Raw genomic sequence first — 19,874 nt, 5'->3', positions numbered from 1 at the left:
CTCAAAAACCTAGCTCGCCTTTAGGCTTCGGCTCTTTCGCGTTCGGAGTTCAAGTTTGCTTCGGTTCCGATTGTTCGTTTCAGGCCCAACGCCTTCAACGCCTCTCGGATGTGCTGGAGCGCTCGCGTCAAAGCCGCCATGTTGTTTGCCTCGCAGAGTTCGGCTTCTGCGAGGGCCAGATTGATTTGGGCGTTTTCCACCAGAAACTTGATGTCCATGAGCGTTATGTGGGCCGTTTAGCTACTATTTTGGTGTGCCGTTTGGCAGCTAAATTAAGGCATTATGGCAGATGGTGAGTTGCGGCACGTCAAACATTGCACTGTTTTGACGCACATATTCCGTAACTGCCGTGGTAGGATCTAGGTCTGCGAGAGCTTGCCTCCATTTGCCTAAAGCGCGCTTTGTCAGGGCGATGGACTCAGCGATTGAACCGCGCCGGGTTTGCCGGAGGCTCCAACTTCCAAATAGGATGGAGCCGTCATGAGCACTACGACCAATAAATTTTCACCCGAGGTTCGCGCCCGCGCGGTGCGGATGGTTTTGGATCACGAAGGCGAGCATGCCTCGCGCTGGGCGACGGTGTCGTCGGTTGCGTCGAAGATTGGCTGTTCGCCGCACACCCTGCGGGAATGGGTCAACGAGGCTGAAGTCGATACCGGCAAGCGCGCCGGCGTGCCGACCGACGTCGCCGAGAAGCTGAAGGCGCTGGAGCGCGAGAACCGCGAACTCAAGCAGGCCAACGAGATCCTGCGCAAGGCGTCGGCTTATTTTGCGCTGGCGGAGCTCGACCGCCGGTCGAAGTGATGGTCGGCGGACGCAGGCATTGAGCCATCGGTCGGCAGCGTTGGCGATTCCTACGACAACGCGCTCGCCGAAACGATCAACGGGCTTTACAAGGCCGAGGTCATTCATCGGCGTGGGCCTTGGAAGAGTTTCGAGGCCGTCGAGTTCGCCACGCTCGAATGGGTCGACTGGTTCAATCACCGCCGGCTGCTGGAGCCGATCGGCAACATCCCGCCAGCCGAGGCAGAGGCGCGCTATTACGCCTCTCTCAATCAGACCGCCATCGCGGCGTGATTAGATCAAAAGCGCCTCCGGCAAACCCGGCGCGGTTCAAATCTTGAGAGGAAGCTTTCCTTAGCGTCTACACCCGCGTAATGCTTGGACAGTTTGCATGAACTCGATACGAGAGCTTTACGGCGAAACGAAAGGCTTGGCCGCGGCAAACACGTTGAATTGCGCGGCGATCAGCGCATTTTTGTCATCGGTCGAGCCCAAGGCCAAAGTTTCCGGACGCAGATCGGCCTCGGTAATCAACAAAAGTGGCATTGTGGTCTCCAACGTCCTCGTCAAGCTATGAATGGCGGGTAGCGAACCGGTGACCTCGAGCCTGGCTCCGGTCAGCGCTGAGCCTTGTAGAGTTTTCGTTGGCAGCATTTGTAGCAAACGCACGTTGACTTTCGCGGCGTCAGCGGCGGCCTTAAGCCTTGAATGGAGGTTTGCGGCAACTTGACCTTCGTTGTCGCCCGTGAGGAACTCGCCGTTGTCGTTGTCCTTAGTCAAACGCTTCGCAGAGTTCGCGATTTCCGTCGCTTGGGAGATCACCGCGCGATAGCGAGTTAGGGTTTCTCGGCGCGAATCAAGTCCAGCCTCACTTTCTGCGACGGCGTCCAAAATAGGCGCGATCATTAGGAAATATATGCAAGCCAGAATTAGAGCGTTAACAGCGAGGAATGGCACCGGAAAGCCGCGCACTCGATCGAGAAGACTCATGGTGAGGTTTCCTTAAGCGGCGGCGCCCGCCGAATTTTGAGCCGGAGCGAAAAGCTCTCCATCCTTTCTCTGGTATCTAAGGTAATGGGTGCAGTGAGTGTCGCCTCCGAAAAATAGCGAGAGCGACCGTAGAGCAGCGGCAGATCGACCGCGGAACGTGCGAGTCCCACCAGTTCAATGCTGCGCTCACCATCCTTGTCCTCGGTGAGTCGCAGGTCAGAGATCCACGCGCTGTCAGGAGTCAATCGGCTGATCTCTTCCCAGAGCACAGTCAGAGGCGAGTTGCGCCGACGCGCCTCATGCAACTGCTCGATTAGGTAGCTCTCTTTCCTCGCTCGGTCGGCGCTTGGTCGGATTTTTGAAGCTTCCGCTGCGAGCTCCGCGATGCTCGCGTCTAGTTCGGCCGTCTTTTCGCCTTGACGCCAGAAATCAACGCTGAGACCGATAGCCACGAGCAAGGTGGCCAGCGCCACCAGGGCGCCGGCGGCGCCGAAAAAACGTCGGTGATTGTTCACCTTACCGAGCGTGATCTCAAATCGTCCCGCGCCTCCCGCAGAGCGGATAACAGAAAGGTCATCAATTGTTAGGCCCGAACCATCCAGAGCGGCGAGCGCGAAATCGCGCCGAAGGAGCGTGAGCGTGACAGTCGACTTGTTTGAATCGGCATAATGCGCGATCGAAGTCTGAATAAATAGAGCGCCGGGATCGAACGGAGTTTTAAGCTCGATCTCCGTGGCCACGACGGCGTCGAGCTGCGAGAGCGCAGCCCTCGGAAGTTCTAAGCGACGTGTCAGGAAAGATTTCGCTGGCAGCTCCAGCACGATGGCGAGTTCCTCGCGCGACACCTTGCGGCGTGACAGGGCGTCTTCAAGCGAACCCGCGGCGATCTCGGCGCCTGCGATGCGAAAACCTGGTGAGTTCGGGGCGTCCGCGACTACGAGTTCAGCGGCGCCGGGGCAAGTAACGGCTGCACGGGGGCCGTGTCTGAGTGCCCACGAGTGTAAGGCCCTTGGCAGCAGCTTCTTTGCTTCACGAAGCTCCCATTCGAGGAACCGTCGTAAGGCGAGACCAAGCGACGGTAGGCTCGATCCGATTTTCAAATGGGGCCCACCGGGCTCGAGAGCGCTTTTCAAAACTTCTCTTCGCGGCTGTGGACGGCAGCGGGCGGCTGAGCCAATTCTGCCTTCGCTGCGCGTTTATCTAGCTGGCTAGCCTCGATCATCCTGCGATACTTTGCCAAAGTCGGCGGTTCGCTGGGTACAAGAATGCTACCGTCAACCAAGAGAGCGCCGTACGGTGAGGGGGCGGGCAGGCGCGACCTCGGCAGATCGGCGACTTGGCGATCGGGCTTGTGAGTAGTATTTTTAAACATTCCAGGTGGCGTTTCCACGGCAAGCGTCGGGAGAACGATCGTCTCGTGCGCCTCCTTGCGAATTTCAACCCCAAGCATCGCAGGCTGATAGACGCCCGCCTTACGCTCACACATTTTGAAGCTCAATACACAGTCAATCCGGTTGGAAAAATGCGGTCCCTGTTCGTTCATCAACAAAGTGGCGCGGTCGAACGCAGCTGCGCAATCGGCTGCGGAGAAAGCCCCGGAGCTGTGGCACGCCTCGGGTGAGGCGAACAGCCGCCCTACCTCTGACCTAGCCGTAGCGCTGGACAGCAGGAACAAAAAAACACAAAGCCACTTTTTGATCGCTCGCATATTCGTGCGCAATCCTATCAGAACGCTTGCATTTCCGACTTTTGCAATGACACAATGATGGACCACTCGATCGGCCGAACTTTGCGATTCGATAAAGATTTAACCAATACCTGCGTCTGGACGCAAGATTGATGATCGCGCAGGATAAACGGAAGACATGGGGTGACGGTGCAGACAGTCTCGAGGGGCGCGCCGGATGGCTTTGCAGAAGAATTCGGCGCTTTCCTTCAAGGCCAGGACGCGCTCGACGAACGGGCGCTACAGCGGGTGTTGCGTGTCGCGCGCCAAAGCGGCGAACGTTTTGATCGCGTCCTCACGAAACTCGGGCTGATCGCAGAGGCCGATCTCGCGGCGCATCTTGCAGCCTTCTTAAATTTGAGCGAGGTAACCCCCACCAACGCATTGGTGGACATCGCCGCATCCGAACTGGCGCCGCAAAAGTTCCTGCGCGCGAATTGCGTGTTGCCACTTCGAGCCGAGGGCGAACGCCTCAGCGTCGCCGTGATCGATCCCTTCGACCACGATGCCCTCGACGCGCTCGCTTACGCCACGGGCTTAAACATCGAGAGACGTCTCGCGAGCCCCGCCGTCTTCGAGCAATTGTGGGCTCAAGTTTTTGGCGTCGGGCACGGCGCCACGGAGGCGCTCGGCCAGGATCTTCGCGCGGATGAGGCAAGCGAGGTCGATTTGCAGCGGCTACGCGACATCGCCAACGAGGCGCCGGTCGTGCGGCGCGTCAATCAAATTATAGCTGACGCAATAGAGGCGCGCGCCACCGACATCCACATGGAGCCAAAGCCCGCAGGCGTTCAACTTCGCTACCGCATCGACGGCGCACTGCAGACCATTGATGTGCTTCCTCCGGGACTCAAGGCCGCCATCGCCTCGCGCATAAAGATCATGGCGCGACTGGACATCGCAGAACGTCGATTGCCGCAGGACGGCGGGATAACTCTTCCAATCCGCGGTGTTGACATCGACTTCCGCGTCTCGACTCTACCTACGGTGCACGGCGAAAGCATTGTACTACGTATTTTTGATCGCAGCCGCGTCGTGCTGGATTTTGAGGAGTTGGGTTTTGAGCCGCACACAATCGCCGCGTTACGCGACATCATGCGGCTTCCGAACGGCTTTGTACTCGTCACCGGTCCGACCGGCAGCGGCAAGACCACAACGCTTTATACCGTGCTTCGCGAGCTGGCGCGTCCAGATGTAAAGATTTTTACGGTTGAAGATCCCGTCGAATACCAGCTAGCCGGAATCAATCAAGTTCAGGTGCAACCTGCCATTGGCTTCGGTTTTCCTGAGGCGCTGCGTGCTATTCTTCGACAGGATCCCGACATCGTGATGATTGGAGAGATCCGGGACGCCCAGACCGCGCGGATCGCCATCCAGGCTTCACTCACCGGCCATCTCGTTTTTTCTACTCTGCACACCAACAGCGCATCAGCCTCTATCACACGTTTAATCGATATGGGCGTGGAGAACTATCTTATCGCTACGACTGTGAAAGCGGTGGTGGCGCAACGCTTGGTGCGGCGCCTGTGCCAAGCGTGCGCTGAGCCGCTCGCGGAAGCGGATGCATGGCGGGAACGCCTTTCCGCCGAGATCGTCTGCGAGACGCCTCCTCGGTTGCTCGGTCCGAATGGCTGTCCACAATGTCGGGGCCTCGGTTATTCAGGGCTCTCCACCATCTCCGAGCTTTTGGTGACGAATGAGCGTCTTCAGCGATTGGTGTGCCAGAACGTTGCTGGCAGCGAGCTAGAGGCGGCCGCGCGGGCGAGCGGAATGATCACAATGTACCAAAGTGGTATGAGAAAGGCCTGGAGCGGAGAGACGAGCGTCGATGAAGTTCTTCGCGAGACTCGGATCGGCTGAGATGGTACGCTTTTCCTATCGGGCCTTCGATTCCAGAGGCGAGTTACGCCAAGGCGACGTTGAAGCCATCTCGCGCGCTGAAGCCGAGGAACGCCTCTGGCGTCAGGGCCTGACGCCCTTCGAATGGCGCTTGCCGTCGGAGTCCATTTCAATCTTGCTCCGACTGCGGCGGGGCGCCCGCCATCCCGGCGCCAAGCGGCTCGCCGCGTTCACTCGAGAATTCGCCACGTTGGAGCAGGCCGACATTCCGCTAGATCAGAGCCTCCGCCTGCTCGCCAGCGAAACCGAGTCGTCTGCGTTACGCCGCATTGTCGAAGAACTTTTGCGACAAATAGTCGATGGCGCATCCCTGTCGCAGGCGCTCGCCGGCCATCCCGAGGTATTCGGAGAGGATTACGTTCAGGTGGTGCGGCAAGGCGAGAGCGTCGGCCGCGTCGGCGCGGCGCTCGGCGAGCTCGCCGAGACGCTTGAGCGGCGCCAAGAATTGCGCGGACGCGTTCAGAGCGCGCTTGTATATCCTGCGCTTCTTGTTGTCATGGCGATTGGCTCGGTTTCGGTGGTGCTGGGCACGCTCATTCCCAATATTGCTCCAATCTTCACTGACAACGGCAGGCCGCTGCCGTCAGGACTGCGACTTATAATGGACGTCGAAGCCCATGGCCAGGAGGTGGGCCTTGTTGCCCTGGCGGCGTTGATCGGACTCACCGGGGCTGCACGAGCCATCATCAGCCGGCCGGCGCTGCGGATCGCCTTCGACCGCGCCCTGCTGAGGTTGCCGGCGCTCGGGCCTTCGCTGCAGAAATTTGCAGCGGCCCGGTTCGCACGCGCGCTCGGCTCAACTCTTAAGGCCGGAGCGCCGCTGTTGCCGGCGTTCGACAGCGCGCGGCTTTCCGTGAACAACGCTTATCTGCGTGGCCGGCTCGCTCATGCGCTGGACGAGGTGCGCAGCGGCGCGCGGCTCAGCGCCGCTCTTCGGGACGTTGAACTGTTTCCGTCGGTGGCGTCCCAAATGGTCGCCATTGGCGAGGAGACGGGCCAATCCGCCGCCATGCTTTTGCGCCTTGCGACTTTATTCGAACGTGACACGCAAGCGGCAATCGAAAGGTTGATGAGTCTGCTCACGCCGCTTCTCACCATCGTGATCGCCGGCTTAGTCGGCGCGCTGATTCTTACGGTGATGGACGCCGTGCTCAGTATCAACGACATGGCTTTGAAATGAGAATTTCGCGCGCAAAAAATCTGCGTGCTGGATTTACGCTTCTTGAAATGCTCGCCGCTCTCGCTTTGGTCGCACTTGTCGGCTCTATCGCGGCGCAATTGTTGCAGCCAAAATCCCCGCGGCTGCGGCTGGAGGTGGCTGTCCGCGGGCTTTGCGGAACGCTCAGGGCGGCGCAGGCGCGCGCAGCGGCCAATCACGAACCCACTCTTGTCGTGATCGACGTCGGCGCCAAGACCTATTTCTCTTCAGTTAACGGACAAGGTCGGCTGCCGAGTGACGCGACGATCACGCTCACGTTGGCGCGTAACGAAACAGCCTCTGGCCAAGGAGGAATCAGGTTTTTTCCAGACGGCGGCGCCAGCGGGGGCGACATCGTTTTGGGTCTGGAAGGACGCTCAGCGAGAATCTCCGTCAATTGGTTGACCGGAGGAGCCATATGCGTCTCCGACTAGACCAGCGACGAGGGTTCACATTGATCGAAGCGTTGGTCGCCTTCGCAATCATGACTCTGGCGCTCGGCCAGTTGCTACGTGCGCTCAGCGTTGGCGCCGAAAACCAGCGGCGCGCCGATTTCCTCTCGCGCGCCTCCCTGGACGGAACCTCGCATCTTGCCGAAATTGGGGTTTCGCTGCCGCTCGCGCCTGGCGGAAGCTCAGGCAGCTACATCGATGGCCTACGCTGGCGGTTGCACACCGTTGAGGATCGCTCGGCCATAGGACCTGCTGGACGTATAACCTTGGTCGGTTACCGCCTGCGGCTGGATATTCTGCCTCAGACTGGCGGCGCGTTCGGTCTCACACTCATCACGGAAAAGCTCGTCGCGCGGCAGCAGGAGCCGTTTCCTTGAGACCTCGACGCTGCGATGGCTTCACCTTGCTTGAAATTCTTGTGACGCTCAGTCTACTCGCGGCCGTGATTGCGACGCTTGCCGGCGGCTTGAGGCTAGGGACTCGCGCTTGGGAGAGCGCGCGTGTTGGGGCTTCACTCGACGAGGCCAATCTGATCGTTCGTGCGCTAGCAGGTCAATTAGCAAGAGCATTCCCAGCAAAACTACCGCGCGCCGATGGCTCCTCCATTGTCGCTTTTGATGGCGGCCCAGAGTGGTGCCGGTTCGTAGCTTTGAGCGATGGAATGGCAAATTGGGGCGGGCTGGTGACCACGGAGATCGGGCGCGATGATATGCGCGCGCTCGACGCGTGGACCCAGGTGTTTCGCGAGAGTGATTTTGGAGTGACCCGGCAAGGAATGCGGAGCATACGGCTGAGCGACGCCTTGTTAGACCTGCGGTTCTCATATTTTGGCTCGCCAGCGCTGGGCGAAAGGCCGCGCTGGCGCGATGACTGGCACGCGGCGCCGGCGCCTCCCCGCCTCGTGCGTTTAATCGTCCGCCTACGCGGGACGAGCGGGCCGGTGGAAAGCGCGGTCACCGTCGCACTCCCGCTGCGGTGAAGAAGCCACAAAATGGGGAAAGAATATAAGAGTCGGGGATCATTCCTTATCCGCATCCTTGAGTGTCCGTCCGAGAAGAATTTGAGTCGCGAGAGTCGGTTGTAATTGACTGTCGGCGGCCTGATTCTGGAGGGGTGCCGATGTGGACGCAAATCGAAACGACCGTCGGCAAAGGGAACAAAGCGGGCCTATCCGCCATGGCGGAACGCAAGTTGCCGGATGGTTCTCGTGGGCATTCAGGAATGGGGACGCCTCTTGAGCCTTTTGCGCAGCCGACGGTCGCCCGCCACGGACTTTTAAATGGCGTGGGTCGCTTTGGTGATCTCGCCATCAGACCGAAGCAATTTGCCTATTTTCGTCAAAGACGCGCTCGTCTTCAATAATTTTAGCATGAATAGCGTATTTGCTGGTTATAGGACCATCAATTGTCATTGACTATTATGAATGACTATCGTGTTTGCACCAAAATAATGTTCCGCATTCGAATGCGTCGGCTTCGATATAATTGATGACGCAAGTTGTCCTATCGGAGGCAACGGCGATGGTTGTACAGATATCTATCGAGCCGTTTTTACAGCACCAGAGTAATCAAAGCCAATGGAAACCGATCTTTCTGCGCGCCGTAATGTTATTGCATCTGCGGAAATCACGTCAATTCTCCAAGAGTCGACTTGGTCACCGACTTGTAACCATTTGCCATCAGTGGCGTCACCCGCGACTAGATATGCGCGTGGTCGCTGACCCTCCATCACGACCGCCCGCATTTTGATGCCAAGCGGATTCGCCTCCGAATCATTGGTCGCTTGTGGCTCTCCCACCGGCGGTCGACGCGATTTTACAAACAGGGGTCGGTTGAGAGCCTCAACGCTCGATTCCTGTTTGATATCTGGAGAGAGTTTCGCTGGGGCGGGCGCGAGCGACAGCGCGGGAGGTACGTTGAGTGAAACATTATCCAGTTCGCGCGTACAGGCTTTGAGGGCGTACGCGGCTGCAGCCAAGTCCAGGATCCCAAGGCCCACGAATGTGATAAATTTTACTCGATCCAATGCGCCATCCTCATCCTGCAGCGTACAACACGTTTTTGTGCTGTCACGCCAGATCGGCTAAGGGTAAAATGTTTGAAGGGAACACTCATTGCAACTAAAGGTCTTCGTGACCGGCATAATGCCAGTTTGCAGGTGCAAGCGTATCCGCGAGCCCTGTTTGTGAGTGCGACACACGTCGACGCGTGTGACAGGAGGCGCTTTTGATCGATGACCATGGATCAGCGCCAATCTGCGCGTTTGAGCAACGCGGTAGGCATTCCTGAATGAATAGCATGCCGACAAGCATTAGCGTTTGTTAAGCAGCCAACAGAGGCGCATGGTTCCAAACGTAACCGATCTAGCTTCGCCATAACTATCGCGTTAGCGCGTGCAGATCTCAACGAGGGTGAGGTTGGAATTTTTATCGTCATCTTACAAGTTCTACTTTATCGCCTTTTCGGCCAAAAAAGCGCAGTGACCTGATCGACAATAATTGCAAGGGCAGAAATAGGAATAAATATAAGCATGATGATGGCAAAGAAAGTGCCGATGAATGCGCATGCGAGTATGGGGCCCGGGTCTGGTATTCGGACATCTGTCATTGACGTTGTCTCCAGTATCGGAATCTGTATACCACATGATCGCGTCGTGCGAAAAGGCGGTAACGAGGCTGGCACGCTTCCCTTTGGAGACGGGGCGCAACGTTGAGAGCGAATGATGCAAAACATTCATCCGTCTGGGATTACAGTGGACGATCTCATGATGCGTGGCGTAGAAGTAGTTCGCGCATCGTGCCAGTGTTGCGGCGAAAGCTGGACGGCACCAATCACCTTCTTGCCATCAGCGACAACGTTGGAAAAGATCAGTCAGCTGATGATCTGCCCCTTATGCGGCGGAAGAGATATCGTCGCTCAGCCGGTGTGGTTGGGTGAAGCCCCGAGAGTCAATTAGAAATGGCCCAAGTCATCGCGGAGGGCTATGTCCAGGAAATCCGACAAGCCCTGTTCAAACGCTCAGGGTAATTATGATAGACGATATGTTGCGCGGCGGCTACAGAACGATTGGGCTTATCGTACGCCAACGCTTAATCATCGCGATTAGGGTCTTGTTAGGTCATGTCGCCGGACGTTCGGCTTGACGGCGCACTCGTTGAACTATTTGGGGCAGCTTTCGCCCCATTGTTAAAAGTTAAAACGATCCGGCTGCCGACGGAGTTGTTACAAAAGGAGGATGTTGCGCGATTTTGAGTGGGCCTGCCGGTTTGACATGTATCGTGCCATGCGTATGTCCCATGCGAAAACGCGTCGTGATAGAAGCGCCGACGACCTCTGCCTGTCCGGAATCGATTCGGACACCACGCTTACATTACGTCATTGTTGACTGCTGAGACGCTTCAGCGTGGCCAACGACACTGGAGGATGCAGAAGCCTGGGGCATCGTTCTCAGCAATCGTAGATTTCATTCCATAACCCGCTATTTCTCAAGGCAGCGCGCGTTGGTCGGCATTCTCGTTCTGAAAGATGGTTGGGGAATACAGACAGCGAGGCTGCGCCGTCGCGGCCGGCGTCTGAAAATGTTTGCTTGGGCGGCTCTGATTGCGCGACCGGATGCTCAAGCTCTGACGCCTTTTATATGGATGTTTGTCGGGGGATGGTTGGGGCTTGCGAGCGGATTGCCGACGTCTCCCGACTTCGTCCTCGTGAGTTTTATACTCTTCGTGCTGCTCGGCATTATCGCAATGATCGACAGCCTATACTTCGTTGTGCCTGATGGACCGCTGCTAGGTCTCGCCGTCGTTGCGGCGCTTTCCCGCCCGCCCGAGGTGATCGTGGAATATCTTGGCTCGGGGCTAGGCGCCTATGTGATGTTCTGGCTATTTGGTTGGAGTTACAAAGTGTTATCCGGACGAGCGGGCCTAGGTGGTGGAGATGTGCGGCTTCTCGCGATCTCGGGCTTTTGGTTAGGAGGCGAGGGGCTGCTGTCGTGCCTCCTAACGTCTACGCTTTCGGCCCTGCTTTCCGCCGCGCTCGCTTGGCGAAACGGCAAACTGGCGCGTCGTGATGATCCTCTACCCTTTGGGCCCCATATCGCTCTGGGCTTTTGGCTAACATGGATGTTTGGTCCGCTCACCGTTTGAATGTGCGATCGTGAGATTTCCATCGGATCCATCGGATCGCGAAACTGCGCTCGCGATAGTCGCCTTATGGACATCCTGTCCCACGAAAACGATATTATTCATCAGGCCCTGTCCGTCGTCAGAAAAATTGGGACAAACTGAGCATTTTAGGAGCGGAGGATCTGGCTCATGTTATTCGGCTTGTGCGTGATGCTGCAAGCGGCGGGTTTCGATGGTCTGGCGTATGATTTTTTCTCGTTCGTGTAAAAATTCTTCGGCGCGGCCGCGATAGACGTTGGCCCGCGTGAGATTGTGGAGTCTTTCGTGATAGCCGTCGTTGTTGTAGCGCTCGAAGAAGACCGCGAGCTCGCGCTCCAGTTCTCCCGGCAGATAATAGTTTTCAGTAAGCGTACGCCGGACACCATTCTGGCGGCTTGCGCCTGAGTTCCGAAGCGAAGTGCAACCCCCCTGCCGATTTGATATCGGCTTGGCTTGTTCAGGACCAATGGGAGTGTTGCCATGCGATCCTATTCACACCTTTCCGAGGAGGAAAGGGACCAGATCGGCGTCTTGCGTGCGGCCGGACGCTCGATCGGCGCCATCGCCGAGGCGCTCGGCCGGCCAAAGTGCACAATCAGCCGCGAACTTGTGTCGATTCCTGCGAAGGCGCCCGGCAATTACGAGATAATGGCGCCCATCGATTCCTGGATGATGCCGCCCCCCGGTAACGGGATGATGGCGCCCGGGTCGTGGGGCATGCTGGCTTAGGTTTTTTGGCGCCTGGAACGGGGCCTGGTCAAGAGGTGATCGCGCTCTTGGCGCGAGCGCGCCGCAGGCTTTCTCCGGTCAGCTCGATGCGATGTGCGTTGTGGACGAGGCGATCCATGATCGCGTCCGCGTAAGTGGGATCACCGATGATTTCATGCCAGCGATCTACGGGAAGCTGAGAAGTGACGAGCGTGGATTTGCGCCCATAGCGCTCTTCGAGGATTTCCAGCAGATCGTGTCGCGCCGCGGCGTCGAGCGGTTCAAGACCCCAGTCGTCCAGCACCAGGAGATCGGCGCGCCCGAGCGATCACAGCAAGCGCGCATGGCGTCTGTCGCCGCGCGCAAGGGCGAGTTCCTCGAACAGCCGAGGAACTCGCTGATACAGGACGGAGCGGTTATCCCGGCAGGCCTTGTGGCCAAGCGCCGAAGCAATCCAACTCTTTCCGACCCCTGTTGGCTCGACCAGGGCCAAATTGTCGTGGGCGTCGATCCAGTCGCCCTTGATGAGTTTTTGCATCATGGCGCGATCGAGGCCGCGCGGGCTGCGATAATCGATGTCTTCGACGCAAGCCTGCTGGCGCAATTTCGCAGCGCGCAGCCGTCCGGCCATTCGCTTGTCCTGGCGCGTCAAGGCTTCGCGATCGAGCAGAAGGCCGAGCCATTCTGGATGGTTGAGACCGCCGGCCTCATCGGAAGCCGAGATTTCGACAAAGGCCTTGGCCATGCCGTGCAGGCCGAGGGCGTGGAGTTGGTCGAGCGTTGGATGTTTGAGCAACAGCGTCTCTCCTAATTGTAGTAGCGCGGGCCGCGGATGTTGGCGTGCACGATCACCGGCGCCTCCGCGGCGCGCTGTTCGGCGGGCCGGCGATCGAGCTTCTTGTCGAGGATGGATTTGACCGAGGAATAGGTGCGCGCCCCGATGGCGATGGCGCGCTCGGCCGCCGCCTCGACCCGCGCCTCGCCATAGGATTTCGCCAGACGAACGATGCCCAGACAGGCGCGGAAGCCTTGCTCGGGATGGGGGCGATGCTCGATGATCTGCTCGCACAAGGCCGCCGTCGCCGGCCCAATCCGCCCGGCGTCGGCGCGGATCTTGTCCATCGTCCAGTTCTTGTAGCGGCGATGGCTGGACGGCATGTGGTCGGCCACCGTGGTGTGGCCGTGGTTGCCGCTCATGCGCAGATGCGCGGCGACCCGCTCGCCCCGGAGGAAGATTTCCACCGTCCGGACGGTGAGCCTGGCCTCGACCTCGGCGCGGGCGAAGCGGTGCGGAACCGAGTAATAATGGCTGGAGACTTCGACGTGGTAGTCGACGCCGACCCGGCAGGTTTTCCATTGCGCGAACTCGTAGGGTTCGATCGGCAGGGACTTGAGCGCCGGCCGGTCGATGTCCTCCAGCAATTGCCGCCGGGTGACGCCGAGGCGACGGATCGTTCGCTCGTCATTGAGTTGCCTCAGCATTTCGGCGATGGCGGCGTTCAGTTCCGCCAGGCTGTAAAAAGTTGCGCCGGCGCAGCCGTCCGAGCAGCCAGCGTTCGACGATCAGCACGGCGCGCTCGACCTTGGCCTTGTCGCGCGGCTTGCGGGGCCGCGTCGGCAGGATGGCGGTCGCGTAATGGGTCGCCATCTCGGTGTAGGTTCGGTTTGTCGCCGAGCGGCAAACCCGGCCGAACTCGTCGCGCGGACGCCTCAAGCCGGCAGGACTGTAAAGGCGGCCTGGCGGAGTTGGCGGCCGGAGGCTCCGCTCTTTGCCCCGAGGTCGCCCGCGCTTGGGCATCATAGTACGACGGGGGGCAAACGGCTTGTCAATCTCATCCGTGTGTAGATGATCCGGCGCACGTCGTCGGGAAACGCAAAGAATGGAATGACTTCGCTCCAGTGACGCCGCCAGGATTGGGCGATCGCCGGATACTTTTGTCCCCAGGGTCCGTCGGCAAAGGCGTCGAGCTCCCGCTCGCCCGCAGCGGCGTCTTTGGCGCGATAGATCTGCTTCAGCGCCGAGGCGATGGCGCGCCGGTCCTTCTAGGAGACAAAGTCCAGCCCATTGCGGATCAGATGCACGATGCAGGTCTGAACCTGGGCGTCCGGGAACACCGCCGTGATCGCTTCCGGAAATCCCTTCAGGCCGTCGACGACGGCGATCAGCACGTCTTCAACGCCGCGGTTTTTCAGCTCGTTCATCACCCGCAGCCAGAATTTGGTGCCTTCGGTTTGCTCGATCCAAAGGCCGAGGATCTCCTTGGCTCCGTCCGGCCGCACGCCCAGCGCGACGTAGATCGCCTTGTTGTGGAGCACACCCTCGTCGCGCACCTTGACCCGAATGGCGTCAAAGAAAACGAGGGGGTAAAGCGGCTCCAACGGTCGGTTTTGCCATTCCGCGACCTCGTCGAGCACGGCGTCGGTTACCGCGCTGACGAGATCGGGCGAAACCTCGACGCCGTAAAGCTCGCGCAGATGGCCCTGGATCTCGCGCACGCTCATGCCGCGCGCGTACATTGAGACGATCTTCGCGTCGAAGCCCGGGAAACGCCTCTGGTATTTGGCGATCAGCTGCGGATCGAAGGTCGCCAACCGGTCGCGCGGGACCGCGACGTCGATCTTGCCGGTATCCGTCAGCACGGTCTTGTGCCCGTAACCGTTGCGGCAATTGGACCGGCCGTCCTGCTCGCCTTGGTCAAGGTGGTGGTCGACCTCCGCGTTCAGCGCCCGTTCGGCGAGCGCCTTCTTCAGTTCGTCGAGAAGACCATCTTTCGCAAAGGCCTCTTGGGATCCGCGCCGGCCAGAAGCTGGTCAAGCAGCTGATCGGGAACAAGCGGGGATTTCCGTCTTGCCATATGATGCCTCCATTTGTTTCCAAATGGCCATCACACGGAAATTCCGACACTCTCGCGCGAGCTGCCGCGCATCTCCGGCAAGGCGAAATTGGCCGAGGCAATCCGCTATGGCCGATCGCACCAAACGGTCCTCGGACGCTTCCTTGAAGACGGCCGCGTCGAACTGGACTCCAATATCGTTGAGCGCACCATCAGGCCCCAGGCAATTACAGGAAAAAACGCGTTATTCGCCGGCTCTGCCGCCGGCGGGCAGACCTGGGAGACCATCGCCACCATGCTTCAAACCTGCAAGATGAACGGCGTCGATCCACACGCCTGGGCGAAAAAATCCTGGAGCAAATCGCCAACCGATGGCCCAACAAGGACATTCAGGCGCTCATGCCTTGGAATTTCAAGCCCGCAGAGTGAACGGCGCTGAAAAGACGCTTACATATGACCGAAACGCCGTCAATTTCCTCGCAACCGTCTGCATCGCGGCGACTGTCAGCTAATGCTTATGAGTCCGGAGCCTAAAACAATGGTGCGGATTTTATTTCGCTACGGTATTGTTCGTCAAAACTGAATAGCATATTGCTATTTTTCAAACTCTAACATATTCATAGATATTAGATCCAATTCGATGCGGGTGGTTTGGTGCAATTGGGCTAGGCGTCACCTGTAGGCTTTAGGCTGGTCCGACGAAGCGAAATGTTGGCCAGGGGTTTTGGCAGCAGGCCGCAGGTGGGGGGTAAATTAGTGGCCTATTACACCTAAGGTGCGAGAGGTAAAAAGGTGAATTCATTCGACTAGGTGCGCCGGCGGATAGCGCTGTCGCTTAAAAATAAACAACATTTCAACATTGCAAAAGTTTAGGTTGGACAATGACGCCGCAAGTTGGTGAGCGCGAGAAACGTGCAGCGCACGACATAGTGGCGTGCCTGCGGGGGTACTATGGATCCATTTCCAACCGGCAGACTGAAACGATCATTTGCGCTGCAGCTGCAATCACTGGAGAGTGGTCGTCATGGGCCGTTGGGTATGATTGTTTAGAGAAGGACAAATTCGAATTTATTAAAGCGTTTATTCTGTTGTTTGAAGGTGACGGGTCAATTGCGGGCCAAATAAGCGCCGTTGTTGACCGTCTGGGAGCGAACGTTAGCAAACTTCCCCACGGCTCTAGCTTACGCGCGTCACAGACCGCAGGAACAGTTGAGGCTGCATACCCGTCATTGTCGGTTGATAATAGCCACTATCCCAACGAGTGGCCCCCTATTGCGGCACCAAGATTTCGAGAGCGCATAAAGCAAATCTCTAGGGTTAACCATTTGTCTTCGCCCCAGGAGACCTTGTCTGCATGTGGTCTAGCCGTTGCAATTTTGGTTGAAGACGCAAGCCCGAAACTCGATCCGATCGTAGCGGCGACATTGGCTTTGGAAGTGATGACCGCCGTCTCGTGCAGAGCGCCGCTGGACGCGGATCTAATCTTGGCGCAAGAAAGACAAGAGGTTTGAAGCGTTCTGGAATGTCTCCGCCGGTTACGCAGTCCTGCTTCGTTTGCCTCATTCCCCAAATTCAGCAGAAAATGTCTGCAGATAGGGTCGGTCGCGGATCTTTGCATCTAATCAAAGGCGCCTGCACTCGCTGGCCTCAGTTCGGGTGCAAACTCGACTCGCGGTTCCGCCATCTTTTATCGTCCATTAACCCTAGGCCGGCTTCGCTACGAGTGACGACCTGTTCTCGAACCGACGCACGAAGGAGTTCGTCTGTGTCTTCTCTTGCCGCCCTCCGCGAGCGCGCCGCATGGCGCGCCGCCCATCGCCCGTCCCGCCGCGCTGGTTTTTCGCTAGTCGAAATGTTGGTTGTTCTCGCGATTATCGGCATGGTTGTCGGTCTAATCGGTCCACGCGTGTTGAATTATTTGTCGGAAGCCAAGGTGAAGACCGCACAGATCCAGATGGAGAATCTCGCCAGCGCGATCGATCTCTTTTATCTCGACGCCGGTCGCTATCCGACCGACGAAGAAGGGCTCGCCGCACTGGTGCGTGCACCTTCGGGGCTTGCTGGCTGGAACGGTCCCTATTTGAAGACGACAACGACGCCGCGCGATCCCTGGGGGCACGACTATCTTTATCATGCGCCTGGAAAGAACGGCCCTTACGACATCGGCTCACTCGGACCAACCGGTAAGGGAGTTGATGTTGGGGCTCTTACTCGCGCTGGAGGTCCGCGCTGAGATCGGAGCGCCATAGGGGCTACGCGCTGCTCGTGGTGATCTGGGGACTAGGCGCCATAGCGGCGATTGTGCTCTCCTTTAGCGCCACGGGCCGGTTTAGGCTTCAGACTGCCTTCAGCGCCGCTAACACTGAACAGGCGAGGCTTCTAGCTGCAGCTGGGACAAATGTTGCGATCGTTCGCTTGGCGCGTGAACGTTTCGCGAGCGAAGCGCCGCCGCATAATGGTGTGCCTGGCTTTTGCTCGATTGAGGATGCTGCGCTCGCAATCTCGATCGAGGACGAGGGTGGCAAGATTGATTTGAACGCCGCGACCGAAGAGTTGCTTCGCGACGCATTCCGTGGCCTCGCGGGACTCGGCCCCGCACAAGCTTTAGCTGCGGCGCGTGCAGTCGTGCAGTTCCGCACGCCCGCCATTTTTGGTGCTGCCGCGCCGGTCGCCGGCAAACCATTCCGTTCCAAGGGCGGGCCATTCCAGACCGCGCTGGAGCTTGATCAGGTCGCAAATCTTGGTCAAGCTTCAGTTCAGGCGATTTTGCCGTTTGCTACGGTTTATTCACACGTAGACGGTCTCGACTCGCGTCGCGCACCACCGGCCTTACTGGCGGCGCTGCTTGGTGGCTCCCGGGAACAGATCGCAATTCTCGCCGCCGCGCCATTCCCCAATTCGTTAAATCGTAATGATACCCGGTTTCCAAGCGCATACAGTCGGGATGTTGCGCACGATGTTTTCATGGTTCATGTGGAGGTCCGCTTGTCCAATGGCGCGCGCGGTTTGAGCGAAACCATCGTTGACTTCCAAGCCGGTGATGGCGAATTTTATATTTTGCGAGAAGTCCACTTGGGCGCGTCGCGATTTTCGCGCGAACTTGACACCATGAGCGTGCCAGAGCTGCCGCAGTGTTGAGCACCTTCAGCAGAATTTCTCCGTAGGGCGCTGTCTGACCAAAGGTGGCGATGTTGAAACATCGCCACCTTTGGCGCAAGATTTATATCCGTCTGGTTCAGCTCCTAGCTTAGCGTGCCGTCCCAGAACCCGCGTCTGCGATCACGGCTTCACAATTCTGCGTTTATAGCTTCGATCGAATAGGGGCACTGATCGACGTTGGCGCGCTTGGTGCCTTCGATCAAGCCGAGGAGGGCGATTGGCGTATGAGCTCCGCCACTTTTCGAGCATTGGAAAACGCGCAGCTGCCATTGCGTTCCCTGCCGATCAATCTGCGCCCAACGCATCGGGGTCGTTTTTTGATCGAAGAAATAGGTCGGCTGCGGCTCTGCGAAGATGCCAGGAAGGCTGGAAGGCTTTGCAAAGATGCCCGCGCGTGAAAATCCAACAAAACGTTCAGAATTCAAGCTGATCGCCCAAACGCCATTGATCTTTGCATCAGGATCGCTGACCACGTTTGCGGAAAGCGTGAACGGTTGTCCTCCTGAGAGCGGCACCGATCTGCCTGTGGAGTAACTCGCCGTCCGATTTTGATCGAAAAAGAAGGGCGCTTGGCTTGGGCCAGCGACGGAGCGGTGATTGAAATCCCACTTCATATCCGTGTCGGAGTCGGGAAACCAGTCTCCCCAAACCCAAAGACCCACGTGTCGGCGTGAATATATGCCCAAAAGCACGCGAAGCATCTTCGCATTATCCGACAACTGCGACAAGCTCACACTAGAGCCGGCCTCTCCAATGATGATGGGCTTGTCTGGCGCAATAGTTGTAAGATAATCAACCAGTCCATTTAGGTCGGAGTTAATTTTTGATTCTGTTTGTCGTGCATCAGTGTAATTGTGAACTGTTATGAAAGGCTCAAGGCTCCAGGCACCGGAGGCGCGTGCCTGCTGAATGATAGTGGCGTTCCACCACGCGACGCCTGAATAGACGGGAATTGTCGCCAATGCGCGATCCGCATTTTTAACAGACGTCAGCATTTTTGTAACCGGCACCCAGAAGGAACTGGTGTGCGTCAATGCGTAGTCAGGTTCGTTAAATAATTCGATCCCACCTAAGCCGGGGTATTTCGCAAGAAATCGTGCCATCGTGACAAAGCGTTGAGTCAGACGCTCACTAAGCAGGGGATTGCTGAACCAACTGGCCTCAGAAAACGAAAAATAGGGAGGCACATTTGTGCAATCATGGGCGGACGCCGGATATTTGTCGAAGCCTTGTACGGCGGCGCGATGGTTGGCCCATGTTTTCAGGGTTGCCGGTGAGGAGTTTGGCGCCACACCACCGAAACCGCTGTTGGTGGCATTCGCGAGAACGACGACTACGCGGAGTCCGTTCTGCTGCGCATTCGTCAATAAGGAGTCGGCGACTGATTGCCAATTGGGATCGATCGTACCATCAGCGTTCTCGGGATCGTTCGTGCATTGCCATTGCGGCCATACGTCCGTGGAGAACCAGCGCAGGGTTTTTGCACCGCTCATTCGGGCGTCATAGGTCAATCGTGCGGCCTGTCGGTCCACCTGATCCTTCGTGACGCCAGGCTCTGCAGGGTTCAAGAGGCTTTCGGTGACGTTGAAGCCAAAGCCACCGATTTGGTCGCCATTCAGGGCGAAGCTCGGCAGGCAACTGGCGACGTCCAGTGTTAGGACTGCCAGCGCCGTCATTAGTCGAGAGAACATTTTTGTTGCCTCAATCAAGATACATCGACGTTTCTGCGACGGCGGTCGGCTGACCAATTGCGCGCGTGCCGCGCTTTAGGCCATCGCGCGTTTAAATATGCGCGGTTAAGTTGTATTATTAATTAATAATCACGCGCAGGTTGTGTTCTGCCGACGCTCTTAGAGCGGTGGCCGCTCATATTGGATCATATGCGTCATATCCAACTGCGGCGAGATAGTTGCGGCATTCGTCTGGAGTGAAGCTCTGAAAGGCTTTCCGGATCGCGGCCCATAAG

General features: G+C 58.0%; 16 protein-coding genes and 5 pseudogenes. 13 read left to right on the top strand and 8 right to left on the bottom strand.

Features of this window, described 5'->3' with window-relative positions; translation table 11 throughout:
* Positions 1–20: 20 nt before the first annotated feature.
* Entirely contained in the window at positions 21–218 is a 198-nt protein-coding gene (locus tag CFB24_RS19975) for a hypothetical protein (RefSeq protein WP_088522395.1), read from the bottom strand.
* A 262-nt stretch (positions 219–480) separates the two neighbouring features.
* Between CFB24_RS19975 and CFB24_RS19970 the strand changes: the two are divergent.
* Positions 481–1,077: pseudogene (locus CFB24_RS19970) on the top strand (transposase).
* A gap of 117 nt (positions 1,078–1,194) precedes the next feature.
* On the opposite strand, the gene gspM reads toward CFB24_RS19970, so the two are convergent.
* Genes gspM through CFB24_RS19955 form a run of 3 tightly spaced genes read right to left on the bottom strand, consistent with a single transcriptional unit; the run spans position 1,195 to position 3,481 of the window.
* Positions 1,195–1,773 carry a type II secretion system protein GspM gene (gene gspM / locus CFB24_RS19965; protein ID WP_088522394.1) on the bottom strand — a complete coding sequence of 193 codons (579 nt, stop codon included), beginning with the start codon at positions 1,771–1,773 and terminating at the stop codon, positions 1,195–1,197.
* Complete coding sequence (locus tag CFB24_RS19960; protein ID WP_141098526.1) at positions 1,770–2,906, bottom strand: PilN domain-containing protein; 1,137 nt, start codon at positions 2,904–2,906, stop codon at positions 1,770–1,772. Before CFB24_RS19960 ends, gspM begins: the two co-directional genes overlap by 4 nt.
* Entirely contained in the window at positions 2,903–3,481 is a 579-nt protein-coding gene (locus tag CFB24_RS19955) for a DUF1190 domain-containing protein (RefSeq protein WP_088522392.1), read from the bottom strand. Before CFB24_RS19955 ends, CFB24_RS19960 begins: the two co-directional genes overlap by 4 nt.
* A 162-nt stretch (positions 3,482–3,643) precedes the next feature.
* Here CFB24_RS19955 and CFB24_RS19950 point away from each other — a divergent pair, with 162 nt between their 5' ends.
* The 8 genes from CFB24_RS19950 (at position 3,644) to CFB24_RS19920 (ending at position 11,936) form a co-directional block, all read left to right on the top strand.
* The gene (locus CFB24_RS19950) at positions 3,644–5,359 is read left to right on the top strand and encodes a GspE/PulE family protein (protein WP_244593330.1); all 1,716 of its coding nucleotides are present in this window, start codon (positions 3,644–3,646) and stop codon (positions 5,357–5,359) included.
* On the top strand, positions 5,328–6,578 hold the full coding sequence (locus tag CFB24_RS19945) for a type II secretion system F family protein (RefSeq protein ID WP_244593329.1): 1,251 nt from the start codon (positions 5,328–5,330) through the stop codon (positions 6,576–6,578). The genes CFB24_RS19950 and CFB24_RS19945 overlap by 32 nt, the downstream gene beginning before the upstream one ends.
* The gene (locus CFB24_RS19940; protein WP_088522389.1) at positions 6,575–7,030 is read left to right on the top strand and encodes a GspH/FimT family pseudopilin; all 456 of its coding nucleotides are present in this window, start codon (positions 6,575–6,577) and stop codon (positions 7,028–7,030) included. Before CFB24_RS19945 ends, CFB24_RS19940 begins: the two co-directional genes overlap by 4 nt.
* Positions 7,015–7,425, top strand: a complete 411-nt coding sequence (locus tag CFB24_RS19935; RefSeq protein WP_088522388.1) for a prepilin-type N-terminal cleavage/methylation domain-containing protein — start codon at positions 7,015–7,017, stop codon at positions 7,423–7,425. The genes CFB24_RS19940 and CFB24_RS19935 overlap by 16 nt, the downstream gene beginning before the upstream one ends.
* Positions 7,422–8,027: a prepilin-type N-terminal cleavage/methylation domain-containing protein gene (locus CFB24_RS24105; RefSeq protein ID WP_088522387.1), complete on the top strand. Its 606-nt coding sequence runs from the start codon at positions 7,422–7,424 to the stop codon at positions 8,025–8,027. The genes CFB24_RS19935 and CFB24_RS24105 overlap by 4 nt, the downstream gene beginning before the upstream one ends.
* A gap of 140 nt (positions 8,028–8,167) precedes the next feature.
* On the top strand, positions 8,168–8,410 hold the full coding sequence (locus tag CFB24_RS22755; protein WP_141098525.1) for a hypothetical protein: 243 nt from the start codon (positions 8,168–8,170) through the stop codon (positions 8,408–8,410).
* Positions 8,411–10,547: 2,137 nt separating this feature from the next.
* Positions 10,548–11,189, top strand: coding sequence for a prepilin peptidase (locus CFB24_RS19925; protein ID WP_088522386.1), 642 nt, complete (start codon positions 10,548–10,550; stop codon positions 11,187–11,189).
* A 498-nt stretch (positions 11,190–11,687) separates the two neighbouring features.
* Entirely contained in the window at positions 11,688–11,936 is a 249-nt protein-coding gene (locus CFB24_RS19920; RefSeq protein WP_141098524.1) for a helix-turn-helix domain-containing protein, read from the top strand.
* 28 nt (positions 11,937–11,964) lie between these two features.
* Here CFB24_RS19920 and istB read toward each other — a convergent pair.
* From istB to CFB24_RS19905, 3 pseudogenes are all read right to left on the bottom strand, one after another.
* A pseudogene (gene istB / locus CFB24_RS19915) lies at positions 11,965–12,711 on the bottom strand (IS21-like element helper ATPase IstB).
* 11 nt (positions 12,712–12,722) lie between these two features.
* A pseudogene (locus CFB24_RS19910) lies at positions 12,723–13,581 on the bottom strand (Mu transposase domain-containing protein); the annotation flags it as partial.
* Between the two features lie 173 nt (positions 13,582–13,754).
* Positions 13,755–14,770, bottom strand: a pseudogene (locus tag CFB24_RS19905) (IS256 family transposase); the annotation flags it as partial.
* 55 nt (positions 14,771–14,825) lie between these two features.
* Here CFB24_RS19905 and CFB24_RS19900 point away from each other — a divergent pair.
* From CFB24_RS19900 to CFB24_RS19890, 4 genes and pseudogenes are all read left to right on the top strand, one after another.
* Positions 14,826–15,178: pseudogene (locus tag CFB24_RS19900) on the top strand (IS66 family transposase); the annotation flags it as partial.
* A 452-nt stretch (positions 15,179–15,630) separates the two neighbouring features.
* Positions 15,631–16,260, top strand: a complete 630-nt coding sequence (locus CFB24_RS22750) for a hypothetical protein (RefSeq protein ID WP_141098523.1) — start codon at positions 15,631–15,633, stop codon at positions 16,258–16,260.
* A gap of 254 nt (positions 16,261–16,514) precedes the next feature.
* Entirely contained in the window at positions 16,515–16,982 is a 468-nt protein-coding gene (gene gspG / locus CFB24_RS19895; protein ID WP_244593328.1) for a type II secretion system major pseudopilin GspG, read from the top strand.
* A 182-nt stretch (positions 16,983–17,164) separates the two neighbouring features.
* Positions 17,165–17,887 (top strand): type II secretion system protein GspK, encoded by a 723-nt coding sequence (locus CFB24_RS19890; protein ID WP_338064200.1) that lies wholly within the window; start codon positions 17,165–17,167, stop codon positions 17,885–17,887.
* A gap of 149 nt (positions 17,888–18,036) precedes the next feature.
* On the opposite strand, the gene CFB24_RS22745 is transcribed toward CFB24_RS19890, so the two are convergent.
* Positions 18,037–19,617 carry a hypothetical protein gene (locus CFB24_RS22745; protein WP_141098522.1) on the bottom strand — a complete coding sequence of 527 codons (1,581 nt, stop codon included), beginning with the start codon at positions 19,615–19,617 and terminating at the stop codon, positions 18,037–18,039.
* Positions 19,618–19,874: the final 257 nt, after the last annotated feature.

The organism is Rhodoblastus acidophilus (genome assembly GCF_900187365.1).
Lineage (GTDB): Bacteria > Pseudomonadota > Alphaproteobacteria > Rhizobiales > Beijerinckiaceae > Rhodoblastus > Rhodoblastus acidophilus.
Note: the sequence above shows the minus strand (reverse complement) of the source record. Positions and strands in the feature narration are given on the sequence as shown.

What these genes read in the sequence shown, in the direction of transcription:
- CFB24_RS19975 (WP_088522395.1), bottom strand. Translation starts at nt 218, where the DNA reads ATGGACATCAAGTTTCTGGTGGAAAACGCCCAAATCAATCTGGCCCTC.
- gspM (WP_088522394.1), bottom strand. Translation starts at nt 1,773, where the DNA reads ATGAGTCTTCTCGATCGAGTGCGCGGCTTTCCGGTGCCATTCCTCGCT.
- CFB24_RS19955 (WP_088522392.1), bottom strand. Translation starts at nt 3,481, where the DNA reads ATGCGAGCGATCAAAAAGTGGCTTTGTGTTTTTTTGTTCCTGCTGTCC.
- CFB24_RS19945 (WP_244593329.1), top strand. Translation starts at nt 5,328, where the DNA reads ATGAAGTTCTTCGCGAGACTCGGATCGGCTGAGATGGTACGCTTTTCC.
- CFB24_RS19940 (WP_088522389.1), top strand. Translation starts at nt 6,575, where the DNA reads ATGAGAATTTCGCGCGCAAAAAATCTGCGTGCTGGATTTACGCTTCTT.
- CFB24_RS19935 (WP_088522388.1), top strand. Translation starts at nt 7,015, where the DNA reads ATGCGTCTCCGACTAGACCAGCGACGAGGGTTCACATTGATCGAAGCG.
- CFB24_RS22755 (WP_141098525.1), top strand. Translation starts at nt 8,168, where the DNA reads ATGTGGACGCAAATCGAAACGACCGTCGGCAAAGGGAACAAAGCGGGC.
- CFB24_RS19920 (WP_141098524.1), top strand. Translation starts at nt 11,688, where the DNA reads ATGCGATCCTATTCACACCTTTCCGAGGAGGAAAGGGACCAGATCGGC.
- CFB24_RS22750 (WP_141098523.1), top strand. Translation starts at nt 15,631, where the DNA reads ATGACGCCGCAAGTTGGTGAGCGCGAGAAACGTGCAGCGCACGACATA.